This is a genomic window from Planctomycetia bacterium (genome assembly GCA_034440135.1).
Taxonomy (GTDB): Bacteria; Planctomycetota; Planctomycetia; order Pirellulales; family JALHLM01; genus JALHLM01.
Map to the genome: position 1 here is coordinate 1 of JAWXBP010000257.1, position 14,786 is coordinate 14,786.

The following is a 14,786-nucleotide window of genomic DNA, read 5'->3' on the forward strand; positions in this document are numbered from 1 at the left end:
AGCCCTGGCCCAAGCGGTCCCTCCCGCCACAACGGCTAACTCCTCCTACGCAACCCGACCCCAACTCGGTTCGCGAATCTGAGAATGCAGTCGTCCTGCCTCGTACTCGAAGAAGTTGGACTGAAAATAACCAACCACGACGGAACCGTTGCCGGAGACGCTAGTGGCTTCGCTCAACTCTTGTTGGCCAATCGAACCCAACCCCACCAATCCCTGGTTGCGCGTCCAGCGAAATGCTTCGTTTCCCATGTCACTGCTGCCATGACCTACGATGACAGCGCCGTTTGCCGAGACCGCATGTGCACGTGACTGCCGCAAAAACCCTCCAGGCAGATCGCCCAATCCTTCGATCCCCTGGTCGGCGCTCCAACGAAACGCTTGAAAGGATGTCGGGGCGGCTTCGCTATAGCCCACGACGACGGAGCCGTTGCTGGAGACACCGTACGCGTACGACGCGCTGTCTCCTGTCGGCGCGCCCAACCCCTGAAATGATGCTGCCCTGGCTGGCAACACAACTGAAACTACGAGGAGCAGCGAAATGCGGACGTGAGCTTTCATGGCAGCGTTCTCGAAATCGCGATGTTGCGGTATTGAGGTGCCGTCCTCACGAAACTTGATTGTAGCAGGATCTTGTCGGCACGCGTGCCAAAGTTTGCCTGATCAGAAATACTGTAAAGCGGTAACGCCCCACCTCGCATGTGCTGACGATGGGCATCTACGCGGCTTGAATCGCTAGCACGCTCGACGGGCGCTGGAAACTGCCATTTACCCCGTAGTCGATCAATCGGCACGCGACGGCCCGAATCGGCCGCACAATTCAAACACACGAAGAGCCGCCCTGGCGCGAAATTGGGATTGCCTGCCTTGGCGCATGGCCGGTGCAGTCAGGCAAGTTCAGCACGGGTTTTTGGCGGGGCGATCGCTGGCTGTGTTGTCGCGATGAGTGGGTTGCCCGTGCCGAGCTTGCCTGACCTGCAGTTTCATCACACAAACGGCGTAATCCCCGGCATCGCCACCGCGGGCGTTTCGAGGGGGCCCCATTCGTAGGCTTTGGGGGAGAGGTCTTCTTTGCTGTTGACCGCTTCTTCCCAGGTGATGACCTGGCCGGTGTAGCTGGCCATGCGGCCGATGACGGCGATCATGGAGCTGTTGGCCATGTAGTGGCCGTTGTTGATGATGTTGCCGGAGCGAATGCCTTGGATCATTTCTTGGTGTTCGATGTCGTACATGTTGCCGGTGGGGCCGCGGTATTTCCACTTCGGCTCGTCTTTGACGCTGATCGTGTTGTTGAGGATGTCGGCCGTGCCCTTGGTGCCGTAGAAGGTGTCCGAGGTTTCCACCGCGCAGCCGTCTTGTTGCCGGCAGTAGGCGAACATCGGGACGCCGTTCGGGAATTCGTAGCAGACGGCGAAGTGATCGAAGATGTGGCCGTACTTGGGGTCGATGCGGGTTTGGCGGCCGCCGAGGCCGAAGCAGCTCGTGGGGCTGATATCGCCGAGCGCCCAGGCGGCTTTGTCGAGACTGTGGACGTGCTGTTCGGCGTTGTGATCGCCGGAGAGCCAAGTGAAGTAGAGCCAGTTGCGCATCTGGTATTCCATGTCGCTCCACTTCGGGTCGTGGCCGTGATGCCAGAGCCCGCGGGCGTTGTACATTTCGCGGATGGCCACGATCTCGCCGATGGCGCCGTCGCGGACGCGCTTCATCGTTTCGCGGACGCCGTAGTCGTACCGCCAGCAGAGGCCGGAGACGATGGAGAGGTTTTTCGATTCGGCCAGCGCCGTGGTTTCCAGGATGGATCGGTAGCCCGGGGCGTCGACGCAGACCGGTTTCTCGGCGAAGACGTGCTTGCCTTGCTCGATGGCGTACTTGAGATGCTGCGGGCGGAAGTGGGGCGACGTGCCCATCAGGACGATGTCGACGCCGGAATCGATGAGGCCCTTGTAAGCGTCGAAGCCGACGAACTGGCGCTCCTTGGGAACGTCGACGCGGTCGCCGTATTGCATCTGGAGATTTTTGATCGCGCCGGCGATGCGATCTTCGAAGACGTCTGCCAGGGCGGTGAGCTTGACGTTGGGATCGCCGTTGAGGCTGTTGGCCGCCGCGCCGCTGCCGCGTCCGCCGCAACCGATGAGGCCGACCTTGAGGATGTCGCTGCCGGCGGCGTGCGCACTCCGCGCAACGGAGAGTTGGCCGAGCATCGTGGCGCCGAGGGCGGCGGCCGTCGAGGTGCGGAGGAACCCGCGCCGGGAGGGATTCGTGTCGGGCGTCGAGGCGGCGGCTGCGGGTTGCGAGACCGTGGTCGGATTGGCGGACATGAAACAACTCCAAGCGACGGGAAGCGTGTGTGGTGGGAAGCGGCGGGGCCGCTCAGGAAAACGGCGGGCATCCGGCGGGGCCGGAAGCGTTGATGATAACACGGAAGGCGGCGCGTTGCGCGTACACTACGTCGTGCGCGTTAATCCCAGGGAAGGCCACCGATGTCGTTGGTGATGGTGACGGCTATTGGGGCCTTCCCTGGGCTTGAGCGGGGCGTCGTTGACTTCGTGTGCGGTTGTCAAAATGGCAGCCGGTGGCGGGGGCGGGATGACTGTGGCGGGGATTTTGAACCACTTCCGTGGCGCAACGTATTGTTTGGCAATGGGTTGCGAAAAGCCGTCCGCCTGTTGAGGGGGCTGGCACGGACTTTGCTTTCCCAGATTGACGTGGCAAAAGTTGACCGTGCCAGGCATTGCCGGGCGGTCGGCGAGCGAATCATCAATACCAAATGGCGGGCTGACTTAAGCCGCGCCGGGTCATAAACGCGGAGGAGTTCACCACTCATGGCACAAGGCGAAAAGATTATCGGGATCGATCTCGGCACCACGAACTCCGTGGTGGCGGTGATGGAAGGCAAAGAGGCCAAGGTGATTCCCAATCAGGAAGGCAATCGCCTGACGCCGAGCGTGGTCGCGTTCAACGACAAAGGCGACGTGTTGGTCGGCGAGCCGGCGAGGCGCCAGGCCGTCACGAACCCGAAGCGGACCGTGTACTCGATCAAGCGGTTCATGGGCCGCCGTCACAACGAAGTGGCGGGCGAAGAGAAGATGGTGCCTTACCAGGTCGTGGGCGGCCCGGAGGATTACGTCAAGGTCGGCGTGGGCGATAAGCAATTCACGCCCTCGGAGATTTCGGCGAAGGTGCTCCGCAAGTTGAAGGAGTCGGCCGAGGCCTACCTGGGGCACAAGGTCAACAAGGCGGTGGTGACCGTCCCGGCGTACTTCAATGACGCGCAACGGCAGGCGACGAAAGACGCCGGACAGTTGGCGGGATTGGAAGTGGCGCGGATCATCAACGAGCCGACGGCGGCGGCGTTGGCGTACGGGTTGGACCGCAAGGAACACGAGAAGATCGTGGTCTTCGACTTGGGGGGCGGTACGTTCGACGTCTCGGCGCTGGAAGTGGCGGACGGCGTGTTCCGCGTGATCAGCACCAACGGCGATACGCATTTGGGCGGCGACGACTTCGACGACGTGTTGATCAATCATGTCGCCGAGGAATTCAAGAAAGAACAGGGGATCGATCTCCGCAAGGACACGATGGCCCTGCAGCGTTTACAAGAAGCGTGCGAGAAGGCCAAGAAGGAGTTGAGCGCCGGGAGCTCGACCGACATCAATCTGCCGTTCATCACGGCGGACGCGAACGGCCCGAAGCACTTGCAGGTGAACATTACGCGGGCGAAGTTCGAGCAGTTGGTCGATCATTTGATCGAGCGCTGCCGCGGCCCGGTGGAGCAGGCGCTCAAGGATGCGAAGCTGAAGCCGAGCGAGATTGACGAAGTGGTGTTGGTCGGCGGCTCGACGCGGATTCCGAAAGTGCAGGAACTCGTCACGAAGATGTTCGGCAAGGAGCCGCATCGCGGCGTGAATCCCGACGAAGTGGTGGCCGTGGGCGCCGCGATTCAGGGCGGCGTGCTGGCCGGTGACGTGCAGGACGTGTTACTCCTGGACGTGACGCCGCTGTCGCTGGGCATCGAGACCGAAGGGGGCGTGATGACGGCGCTCGTCGAGCGCAACACCACGATTCCGGCCGAGAAAGAACAGACATTCAGCACTGCGGCCGACAATCAAACGGCCGTCACGGTGAAGGTCTATCAAGGCGAGCGGCCGATGGCGCGGGACAACCGGCTGTTGGGCGAGTTCAACCTGGAAGGCATCCCGCCGGCGCCGCGCGGCGTGCCGCAGATCAAGGTGAAGTTCGACATCGACGCCAACGGCATCTTGAGCGTCTCGGCGAAGGACGTCGGCACGGGCAAAGAGCACACGGTGCGGATCGAGCAATCGAGCGGCCTGAGCGAAGCGGAAATCAAGTCGAAGCTGGCGGACGCCGAGTCGCACGCGGCCGAGGACAAGAAGAAGCGGCAACTGGCCGAGCTGCACAACCAGGCCGAGACGATGTGCTATCAGTTGGAAAAACTGATCAAGGAGCAAGGCGAGAAGCTGAGCGCCAGCGACAAAGCGCCGCTGGAGGCCGCGATCGCGAAGACCCGCGACGTGGCCAAGAGCGACGACGTGGACAAGATCAAATCGGCGATCAGCGAACTGGAGCAGGTCTCGCACGCGTTTAGCAAGACGCTGTACGAGGCCGGGGCGAAGGGGAGCGCTGGGCCGGCGCCGGAAGCGGCCTCGTCGTCGAACGGCGCGAAGGCTGGTGATGAGGATGTTGTCGACGCGGAGTTCGAGGTGAAGGAATAGGTTTTTGCTTTCTTCACCGCGGAGGCGCGGAGACGCTGAGGGGGACGAGAAGATCGAGGGAGAGAGAGAAGAGGTCGGAACAGGGGCGAGGTAACGGGGCCGGGGTGCACTTGTCGCACGCCGGCCCGTTGCATGAAGAGGCCAAAAGATCGGCTTTGGAAATGTGAGAATCCACAATGGATGATTTCACGATCCTGGGAATAAAAAACCACTTCTTGGCTTCGGAAGAGCAAGACTATCGTCAACGCGTCATTGATGGCTACGTGACATTCGCAAACTTCTTGCAAGATAACGGGCTCTTAGTTCACGAAGTGCTTCGTCCTGGCGAAGCGGTAACGATTGAATCGCGGATCATGAAATCCGATCTCACGGACGAAGGTTTTGAGCTTGTGAAGCGCGCGCTCGACCGATGGTTACGCGCTCGTGACAGAAGTCAGAATCCCAAGAACACAGGAATCCTAGTTCGTGAGTTGAAGAAAATGCGCGGCGGCGACTGAGCCAAGCGGTTTACGATACGTTCGATTTGCGATTTCTCGGAATTGTCACCAAACGACATTTCACAACACAATAGAACAATGGCATTTCGCTTCGAAAAATTGACCACGAAGTCGCAGGAAGCGGTGAAGCGCGCACAGGATATTGCCGCGGAGCGGCAGCATCCGCAGGTGGAGCCGTTGCACTTGCTCGCGGCGCTGGTGGGCGAGCGCGAGGGGATTGTCGGCGCGGTGCTCGATAAGATCGGGGTCAATCGCGGACAGCTCGACAAGATGATCGAGGCGGAGTTGGGGCATTTCCCCAAGGTCAGCGGGGCAGGCGCGCCGAATCCGTCGCAGGCATTCATGCAAGTGTTGGAGGCCGCGCAGAAGACGGCCGACGACATGAAGGATGAGTTCGTCTCGACCGAGCATTTGCTGTTGGCGCTGGTGAAGTCGGAATCGAAGGCCAAGAATCTGTTGAAACTGAACGCCGTCGCCGAGAAAGACGTGCTGGCGGCGCTCAAGGAACTGCGAGGGAGTGCGCGCGTGCAAGATCAAGATCCGGAAGGCAAATTCCAGGCGCTGAATAAATACGGCATCGATCTCGTCGAGCGGGCCAGCAAGGGGAAGCTCGACCCGGTGATCGGGCGCGACGCGGAGATCCGCCGCGTGATCCAGGTGCTGTCGCGGCGTACGAAGAACAATCCGGTGTTGATCGGCGAGCCGGGCGTGGGCAAGACGGCGATCGCGGAAGGGCTGGCGCTGCGCATTTTCCAAGGGGACGTGCCGCTGAGTTTGAAGAACCGGCGCGTGGTGGCGCTCGACATGGGCGCGCTCGTGGCGGGGGCGAAGTTTCGCGGGGACTTCGAAGAGCGGCTTAAGGCCGTGCTGCGCGAAGTGCAAGACGCCGGCGGGAATGTGATCCTGTTCATCGACGAACTGCACACCGTGGTCGGCGCCGGCGCTGCGGAAGGCGCGCAGGACGCCGCGAATCTGCTCAAGCCGGCGCTGGCGCGCGGGGATTTGCGTTGCATCGGCGCGACGACGTTGGACGAGTATCGAAAGTACATCGAAAAGGACGCGGCGCTGGAGCGACGGTTCCAGCCGGTGTTCGTGGGCGAGCCGAGCGTGGAGGACACGATTGCGATTTTGCGCGGGCTCAAGCCGCGTTACGAGGCGCATCACAAGGGGGTGCGGATTAAGGATTCAGCGTTGGTGGCCGCGGCGCAGTTGGCCGATCGCTATATCGCGGACCGGCAGTTGCCTGATAAGGCGATCGACCTGATGGACGAGGCGACCAGCCGGTTGGCGATGGAACTGGAGAGCGTGCCGACTGAGATCGACGAGGTGCAACGGCGGTTGATGCAATTGGAGCTGGCGCAGCGGCAGTTGGCCGAAGAGACCGAAGAGCACGCCAAGGAGCGGCTGGAAGAGATTGAAGCCGAGATGAAGCAATTGCGCTTCAAGCTCGCCAATCTGCGCGAACAATGGGAAAGCGAAAAGGCCGGGCTGGTTGACGTACATCAGATTCGCCGCCGACAAGAGGAACTGCAATTGCAGTTCGACCAACTGAGCGCCGCGATCCGCGAGAAGCAAGCGGCCGGTAACCTGGTCAGCGAAGAGGATTATCAGCGGCTTTACCAGCTCGATCACGAGCGGAAACAACTTGCCGCGCAGGCCGAGAGCGCCGTGCCGGAACAACCGGTCACGTCCGGCAAGCGTTTGCTGCGTCGCGAAGTGGGGCCCGATGAGATTGCCGAAGTGGTGAGCGCGTGGACCGGCATTCCGGTGAGCCGGATGTTGGAGACGGAGCGCGCCAAGCTCCTGGTGCTGGAGGAGCGCTTACACGAGCGCGTCGTGGGGCAGGAAGAAGCGGTCGAGGCGGTCGCCAACGCGGTGCGCCGCAGTCGGTCTGGTTTGCAGGATCCGAATCGGCCGATCGGGTCGTTCATGTTTCTGGGCCCGACGGGCGTCGGCAAGACCGAGCTCTGCAAGGCGCTGGCGGAAGTGCTGTTCGACGACGAGACCGCGATGGTGCGGCTTGACATGAGCGAATTCATGGAACGCCACACGGTGAGCCGACTGATCGGCGCCCCTCCGGGATATGTCGGCTACGACGAAGGGGGCCGGCTGACGGAAGCGGTGCGGCGGCGGCCGTATTGCGTGGTGCTGCTGGATGAAATCGAAAAGGCGCATCCGGACGTGTTCAACGTGCTGTTGCAAGTGCTCGACGACGGGCGGCTCACGGACAGTCATGGGCGCACGGTCAACTTCACCAACACGATCGTGGTGATGACCTCGAACGTCGGCAGCCAGTTGATTCAAGAGATCGCGCAGCAGGGAGGGAGCGAGGACGAGATGCGCTCTGGCGTGCGAGAGATTTTACAAGCTCGGTTCCTGCCGGAGTTTTTGAACCGGATCGACGAGACGATCGTGTTCCATCCGCTGGCGGCGAAGGACCTGCGCAAGATTGTCACGTTACAGGTGAAGCACCTGCAAAAGCAGGTAGAACGCGCCGGCTTCGGGCTGACCGTGACGACGGCGGCGCTGGACGCCATTGCGCAGGAAGGGTACGACCCGATGTACGGCGCGCGTCCGCTGAAGCGCGTGATCCAACAGCGTTTACAAAACCCGTTGGCCACGGAGCTTCTGAAGGGAGAATACCCGGACGGCGCGACGATCAAGATCGACTACGCGGACGGCGAGTTCACGTTCGCGCAGGTCCACGAAACGGTGGAAGTGTAGGAAATGATGAATGCAGAATGATGAATTCAACTTCGATTCATCATTCGGCATTCGTCGTTCTCGGCTACCGCTTTTCCACCAAGCCCCAGCGCTCAATGAGTTCGTTGCAGCCGGACGTGAGGTTGCGCAGTTTCTCGGCGAGGACCGTCTTTTCGGAGACGGTGGCCTTTTTGAGCTTGCGCGCCATCACGACGTATTTCTTCCGGCGGTGCCGGCGGCGCTTGATTTCCTGCTGACGATCGCTGATTCCACTCAAGGCAAGGCTCCTCTTCCCGCACCGGCCAGGGCCGGTTGCCGGCAGTTACCGGAAACGTGACGGTTCAACGTGAACCGAGCATTTTGACGTGTGTCGCCCGTCAGGTCAATCCGGCCGTTCGGTCGGCCAGGACAACTGCAAAGTCATTTGGCACGCATTAGGCTCAGGCCGAGGTTGGGATTCCAGGCGATTTGGTCGGCGCGGCCGCGGATGGGAAGTTAGGGTGGACCGAGATTGCGGAGGGTGAAGATGGCGGCGGAGGTGAGTTGAGTGAACCATTCCGCGACGCCTGGGCGGCGGGACCACTGGCGGTCTTCATCCCACCAGCGATCTTTGCTGAAAAACAGGCTGTTCTCAATCTGCCAAGGGGCGCGCACCGCAGCCAAGAGTTCGCGCGCGGTGACACGATCTGGATCGCGGCGTGGTGCTAAACAACCGCGCGGGGAAGATTCGCGTGAGTGTGCACGCATATAACGATGAGAGGGACGTCGAGCGGCTTGTTGAGGCTCTGACGACAGACTAGTTTAGCACGGTCGCGCAACTAATCGCCTTGGAACTATATGCTGGAGATTCGACATGCACCTGGTTTACTTGGACGAAAGTGGCAACACCGGCACTGATCTTGAGAATGCAAATCAGCCCATTTTTGTCCTTGGTGCATTGATCGTGCCAGAAGGAGTGTGGGGGGCTGTTACCGGCGCTCTTGAAGCGGCCGTTAAGAGGCACTTTCCTGATCTCGCGAGCGATGGCGTCGAGATTCATGGTAGTGAGTTGCGGAGCGGCCGCACACATTTCAAGGGAGTACCTGTGTCAGCGCGACTCGCATTGCGAGATGATTGGTTACGAATAGCCAACGACAGCGGGCTAAAATTCGTTTTTCGTGCGATCGAGAAGGCGCGATTCCAAAAGTGGGCGATTTCAAGCCTTGGCACTGGAATCACGATCAATCCGCACGTCGCGGCATTCGCGCTAGTCGCTCGAGTTGTCGATGCGTACTTGCAAGGATTGTCGGACGCCACACTCGGAATGTTTATTTCCGATGAGAACAAAGAGGTAGTTCATGACGTTGAAAAGTCCATCAGCGCACTTCGGGTTATGGAAGGTCCGTTGCAGCTGGTCCGAATTATCGAAAAGGGATTCTTTATCGACTCATCAAAGAGCCGCGTTCTCCAATTGTGCGATGTTTGTACACTCGCAGCGCGAAAGTTGGAGGAGGTGAAGATTGGTCGGGAAAGCAAAAGCATTGACGAAAGTGCGCGAGAACTCCTTGCCCCGCTAATCCATTTCGGGAACGAATCACTCAATGACGTCATTAAGTGGCTGGTAGAACAGCGCCGAAACTCGCAATAGCGCAAAAAAGGAGCGGCCAGGGACAAAGTCCAGGGTCGACTGTCGCCGGCCACTACTGGTCGCTAATCAAATCTTACATTCGTGTTGAACGAAATGCAAGCCCGAGCGGCCTCACCACCTGTATCGCCGTTGCGATTGCCGCTAATATTCCATGCCATTGTTGTCGCAAGTCGATTTTCTAGGTCGCCATCCCCCCATGTCCAACTCCCCCATGATGCAGCAATATCGCGACGCCAAGCGGGCTTGTCCCGAGGCGTTGTTGCTGTTTCGGATGGGGGATTTTTACGAGTTGTTTTACGAGGACGCGCAAACGGCGGCGCGCGTGCTCAAGCTCACGTTGACCAGTCGCGAGAAGGGGGAGAACGCCATTCCGATGGCGGGCTTTCCTTACCATCAACTCGAAGGTTATCTCGCCAAGCTGATCGCCGCTGGCATTCGTGTGGCGGTTTGCGATCAGGTTGAAGATCCGAAACAAGCCAAGGGGCTGGTGCGGCGCGAGGTGACGCGGATTGTCAGTCCCGGCACGGTGACCGACGATGCGCTGTTGGACCCGCGCGAAAACAACTATTTGGCTGCGATCTTGCCGGGCGAGATCACCGGCGTGGCGTGGATCGAGCTTTCCACGGGACGCTTCCTCGCGGCGCAATTTCCAGCGGCGCGATTGGCTGACGAGTTGGCGCGAATCGCGCCCTCGGAATGCCTCCTCAGCGAAGACTGCGATCCGAACGACCTTGATTTGCCGCGCGAGTTGATGCTCACGCGCCGCGCCGGCTGGGTGTTCACCTGGGGCGCGGCGCAGGAATCGCTTGAAAGGCATTTCGGCCGCGTCGCCTGGGAGGGTTTTGGTTTTGCTTCGGACGACACGTTCGCCCTGCGCGCCGCCGGAGCGATTCTCGATTATCTGCACGAAACGCAGAAGACGTCGCTTTCCCATGTCGATCGGTTGTTGGCGTATCGTGCCTCGGATGCGCTCGAAATCGACGAATCGACCCGCCGCAGTTTGGAAATTACGCGTACGATGCGCGAGGGCAAACGGGAAGGTTCGCTGCTGGCGACGATCGATCGCACGGTGACCGCCATGGGTTCGCGGATGTTGGCCGATTGGCTGGCCAATCCGCTGACCGACCGCGCAGCCATCGACGCGCGGTTGGATGCCGTCGGCGAGTTGCTCGACGAACGGGCCTTGCTCGACGTGCTGCGCGAACAACTCCGCGGCGTATACGACTTACAGCGATTGCTCGCCCGTGTGGCGACCGCTCGGGCTACGCCCCGCGATCTCTGCTTCCTCGGCAAGACGCTATCAAACTTGCCGGCGCTCAAGGCGAAGCTGACGGCGCGGCGAAGTGTGCGGCTCAACGCGTTGGAGGCCGGCATCGATCTCTGTCCCGAGATTCGCGCCCGTCTGGAAGCGGCGTTGGTGGACGATTGCCCATTGAGCGTCCGCGACGGCGGCATCATTCGCGGCGGTTTTCACGAACCGCTCGACGCGTTGCGCGAGCTCGCCGCTGGCGGCAAGCAATGGATCGCCCAGTATCAAGCGCGCGAGGCCGAGCGGATCGGCATTCCCAGTTTGAAGTGCGGCTTCAACAAGGTCTTCGGGTATTACCTGGAGATTACAAACACGCACCAGTTCAAAGCGCCGCCGGAGTACATTCGCAAGCAGACCGTGAAAAACGCCGAGCGATATGTCACGCCGGAGTTGAAGGAGTATGAGGAGAAGGTTCTCACGGCCGACGAACGTGCGAAAGAATTGGAGTCTCAGCTATTCGTTGAGCTGCGCGAACTCGTTTCCACCGCATCGCAGCGACTGCAGTCCACGGCCGCCATCCTGGCCGAACTGGATGTGCTTGCTTCGTTGGCGGAGTTGGCCCGGCAGCGCAATTATTGCCGGCCGACGGTTGTCGACGAACCGGTATTGGAGATCGTCGACGGTCGCCATCCGGTGCTGGACCTCACCGAGCCGGACGGTACGTTCGTTCCCAACGACGTCGCCGCCGCGCCGGACGCCGGCTTTGTGCTGTTGATCACCGGCCCGAACATGGCCGGCAAAAGCACGTACATCCGCCAAGTCGCGTTGATCACGCTCTTGGCGCAGCTCGGCAGTTATGTCCCCGCGCGGAGCGCCACGATCGGCATCGCCGACCGCATCTTCGCCCGCGTCGGCGCGAGCGACGAGCTTTCACGCGGGCGCAGCACATTTATGGTCGAGATGACGGAGACGGCCCGGATTCTCAATACGGCGACCGCGCGGAGCCTGGTGATCTTGGATGAGATTGGCCGCGGCACCAGCACCTACGACGGCTTGTCGATCGCCTGGAGCGTCGTGGAACACTTGCACGACCAGATTGGCTGCCGCACTTTGTTCGCCACGCATTACCACGAGCTAACGCAACTAGCGAAGTCGCTCTCCGGCGTGACGAACCTCAACGTCGCCGTCCGCGAATGGGACGATCAGGTGATCTTCCTGCACAAAATCGTGCCGGGCGCGGCGGACAAGAGTTATGGTATCCACGTCGCGCGGCTGGCCGGCATTCCCCGCGCGGTGAATGAGCGCGCCAAGGAAATCCTCAACCAGTTGGAGTCCGAGCAATTGGACGAGCGCGGTCAGGCGAAGCTGGCGCGGCGCGGCAAGAGGAAACAGGCCGGCGATCTGCAACTACTACTGTTCGAGCCGGCGGAGCATCCGCTGGTGGATCGCCTGCGCAACTTGGACGTGAATCAAACCACGCCGCTCGACGCGTTGCGACTGTTGCAGGACTGGCAATCGTCGCTCAACCAGAACGGGCACGCGTCGAAGCCGTAGAACCGACTCGGGGCTACGGTCGCAGCCACTTGTAGGCCGACCAACACAGCAGCGGAAACAGCACGAACATCGTGCCGTAAGTGAAGAGCGTCGTCCAAACGTGTCGCGGCCATCTTGCCATGATCGAATTCAAACTACCGGCGCTGCGGCGAGCGGTCAAAGGGGCCATCGCACGCGGCTATGTGCTTTACGCCCCGAATCCGTCGCTCCCAAGCTTGAAATAATAATGATTATTGATATACTTCAAGCCATCGGGCCGAAATCGGCGCGACGCCTGCCCGCCAGCAACTCCCCTAGATTTCATCCTTGACGAGGTTTCCCGTATGCGGCTCCGTTTGGCTTCGTCGATCTGTCTGCTCGCCGTGACCATGCCCTGCCTGGGTTGCGAACCCGTCGCGGTGGCTCCGGGGACGGCCCTTGCTGTCGCGGTTGCCGAAAAAGAGCCCGCTGCGGCGATCACTGCCCCGGCTGAGGTCGCAGAGAAGCCGGCGTCAGCGGCGACCGCCGAGACGACTGCTCCTGCCTCCACTGCCAGTGAGCCGGTATTGCTCGGCACGCCGGAGCTCACTGCCGGGATTCCCGGCGACGGTCCGGCTACCACGGCGCAAATCCAGGCTTGGTTGGACGATCCGAAGAATCACGAAGTTCTCCAGATTGAGCTGCCACTCGGCTTGAACGCTGGCATCGATCAGGTGAAGGGCCTAGAGGCCAACCCGCTGACCCGCGCCAAAATCGAGCTGGGCCGTCAACTCTATTTCGACACCCGCCTGGCCAAAGACACCGCGATCGCCTGCGCGGGCTGCCACGATCCGGAGCAAGGCTACGCTGCCCATACGCAGTTTGGCGTCGGCATCGAAAAGCTGACGGGCAATCGCAACTCGCCGACCGCTTACAATCGCATTCTGAGCGACGTGCAGTTTTGGGACGGCCGCGCCGCTTCGCTCGAAGAGCAGGCCAAGGGGCCAATCGCCAATCCGATTGAGATGGGTAACACGCACGATGCTTGCGTGACCTGCCTGGATGCGATTCCGGGCTACAAGTTGCAGTTCGCCAAAATCTTCCCGGGCGAAGGGCTCAACATCGAAACGGTCGCCAAAGCCATCGCCAGCTTCGAGCGTGCGATCGTCACCGGCGCGTCGCCGTACGATTACAACGAGCAACTCCGGTTGTTCGCGGACCAAGATGTCGAATCGCTCAAAGAAGACGATCCCGACACCTTCGCCCTCTACGAAAAAGCCCTGGCCGACGCCGAGGCGCATCCGATGGACGAAAGTGCCAAGCGCGGCCGCGACTTGTTCTTCGGCCAGAAGGCCAATTGCACCGCCTGCCACGTGGGGCCGAACCTGGCCGATGAGAAGTACCACAACCTGGGTGTGGGCATGGACGCCGCAAAGCCGGACCTCGGCCGCTTTGAAGTCACCAAGGTCGAGGCCGACAAGGGCGCCTTCAAGACGCCCACGATTCGCAACGTCGAACAGACCGCTCCGTATATGCACGACGGCAGCCAGCAGACGCTCGAAGAAGTCGTCGAATGGTACAATAAGGGCGGACATCCCAACCCGTACCTCGACAAGGACGTCAAAAAGCTCGACCTGACCGATCAGGAAAAGCAGGACCTGGTGGCCTTCATGAAGGCCTGCACCGGCCCGCTGCCGAAGGTCGAGACCGAACGCCTGCCGCAATAACTTATGACCGTGAGCGACGAGGATATTTACCAGGAACGCGTCCTCGATTACTACGAGGAGCCCTACCACCGTGGGCATTGCCCGGCGGCGACGCACCGCGCAGCGGACGACAATCCGCTGTGCGGCGACCAGATCGAGCTGGAACTCCAGCTCGATCCGCTGGGCCGTATCTGTCAGGCCTGGTTCCACGGCGACGGCTGCTGCATTTCCCAGGCGGCCGCTTCGATGCTGGTCGAAGCGGTCGAAGGGAAATCGCGCGACGAGGCCCAGGCCTTCACGGCCCAGCAGATGCTCGCGTTATTCGGCCCCAAGCTAACGCCGAACCGCCAAAAGTGCTGCTTACTTTGCTGGCGGGTGCTGCAATCGGCGCTCTATTCACCGGTCAGCTGAAACACCAACCCGAAGCGCCAGCGAGGGGGAGCAACCGCTTCACCCGACGCGCCAGCGCGCTGAAGTGCGGCGTCCTATCGCCGCCGCTTCCGCGAATGCCCATTCGTCCGCAGCGTGAGACTGGTCACCAGCAGCAAATCCACAATCTCAGCCGTGCCGTCCGCTAGGCCGACGACGATCGTTCTACCGGGCGGAATCACGGCCAACAATTCGGGATGATCGACCGCAAACGCACGGCTATCCGCGAGATGAATCTCAAACGGCTGAAACGGCACGGCTCGATGGAGCTTGCGAACTTGGTCGATGGTCATATTGGTGGCCTTGCAAGTGACACCACATCTATAACTGTTA

At 60.9% G+C, this 14,786-nt stretch carries 12 protein-coding genes; 7 read left to right on the forward strand and 5 right to left on the reverse strand.

The window, feature by feature from the left end; all coding sequences use genetic code 11:
* Positions 1–45: 45 nt before the first annotated feature.
* Together SGJ19_16015 and SGJ19_16020 are read right to left on the reverse strand one after the other, a co-directional pair.
* On the reverse strand, positions 46–558 hold the full coding sequence (locus tag SGJ19_16015; GenBank protein ID MDZ4781759.1) for a hypothetical protein: 513 nt from the start codon (positions 556–558) through the stop codon (positions 46–48).
* Between the two features lie 425 nt (positions 559–983).
* Complete coding sequence (locus SGJ19_16020) at positions 984–2,315, reverse strand: Gfo/Idh/MocA family oxidoreductase (GenBank protein ID MDZ4781760.1); 1,332 nt, start codon at positions 2,313–2,315, stop codon at positions 984–986.
* A gap of 504 nt (positions 2,316–2,819) precedes the next feature.
* Here SGJ19_16020 and dnaK point away from each other — a divergent pair.
* The 3 genes from dnaK (at position 2,820) to clpB (ending at position 7,951) form a co-directional block, all read left to right on the forward strand.
* Positions 2,820–4,730, forward strand: coding sequence for a molecular chaperone DnaK (gene dnaK / locus SGJ19_16025; protein MDZ4781761.1), 1,911 nt, complete (start codon positions 2,820–2,822; stop codon positions 4,728–4,730).
* Positions 4,731–4,906: 176 nt separating this feature from the next.
* Positions 4,907–5,227 (forward strand): hypothetical protein, encoded by a 321-nt coding sequence (locus SGJ19_16030; protein MDZ4781762.1) that lies wholly within the window; start codon positions 4,907–4,909, stop codon positions 5,225–5,227.
* A gap of 78 nt (positions 5,228–5,305) precedes the next feature.
* The gene (gene clpB / locus SGJ19_16035; GenBank protein ID MDZ4781763.1) at positions 5,306–7,951 is read left to right on the forward strand and encodes an ATP-dependent chaperone ClpB; all 2,646 of its coding nucleotides are present in this window, start codon (positions 5,306–5,308) and stop codon (positions 7,949–7,951) included.
* A gap of 64 nt (positions 7,952–8,015) precedes the next feature.
* Here clpB and SGJ19_16040 read toward each other — a convergent pair whose 3' ends face one another.
* Together SGJ19_16040 and SGJ19_16045 are read right to left on the reverse strand one after the other, a co-directional pair.
* Complete coding sequence (locus tag SGJ19_16040) at positions 8,016–8,207, reverse strand: DUF6800 family protein (GenBank protein MDZ4781764.1); 192 nt, start codon at positions 8,205–8,207, stop codon at positions 8,016–8,018.
* Positions 8,208–8,425: 218 nt separating this feature from the next.
* Positions 8,426–8,584: a hypothetical protein gene (locus SGJ19_16045; GenBank protein ID MDZ4781765.1), complete on the reverse strand. Its 159-nt coding sequence runs from the start codon at positions 8,582–8,584 to the stop codon at positions 8,426–8,428.
* Positions 8,585–8,783: 199 nt separating this feature from the next.
* Here SGJ19_16045 and SGJ19_16050 point away from each other — a divergent pair, with 199 nt between their 5' ends.
* The 4 genes from SGJ19_16050 (at position 8,784) to SGJ19_16065 (ending at position 14,435) form a co-directional block, all read left to right on the forward strand.
* A complete protein-coding gene (locus tag SGJ19_16050) occupies positions 8,784–9,557 on the forward strand; it encodes a DUF3800 domain-containing protein (protein MDZ4781766.1) in 774 nt (257 codons plus the stop codon).
* Between the two features lie 196 nt (positions 9,558–9,753).
* Positions 9,754–12,360, forward strand: a complete 2,607-nt coding sequence (mutS, locus tag SGJ19_16055; GenBank protein MDZ4781767.1) for a DNA mismatch repair protein MutS — start codon at positions 9,754–9,756, stop codon at positions 12,358–12,360.
* A 323-nt stretch (positions 12,361–12,683) separates the two neighbouring features.
* Complete coding sequence (locus SGJ19_16060; GenBank protein MDZ4781768.1) at positions 12,684–14,045, forward strand: cytochrome c peroxidase; 1,362 nt, start codon at positions 12,684–12,686, stop codon at positions 14,043–14,045.
* Between the two features lie 3 nt (positions 14,046–14,048).
* A complete protein-coding gene (locus SGJ19_16065; GenBank protein ID MDZ4781769.1) occupies positions 14,049–14,435 on the forward strand; it encodes an iron-sulfur cluster assembly scaffold protein in 387 nt (128 codons plus the stop codon).
* A gap of 74 nt (positions 14,436–14,509) precedes the next feature.
* Here the strand turns inward: SGJ19_16065 and SGJ19_16070 are convergent.
* Positions 14,510–14,786: hypothetical protein (locus SGJ19_16070; protein MDZ4781770.1), on the reverse strand; the 277-nt coding region annotated here is incomplete at its 5' end.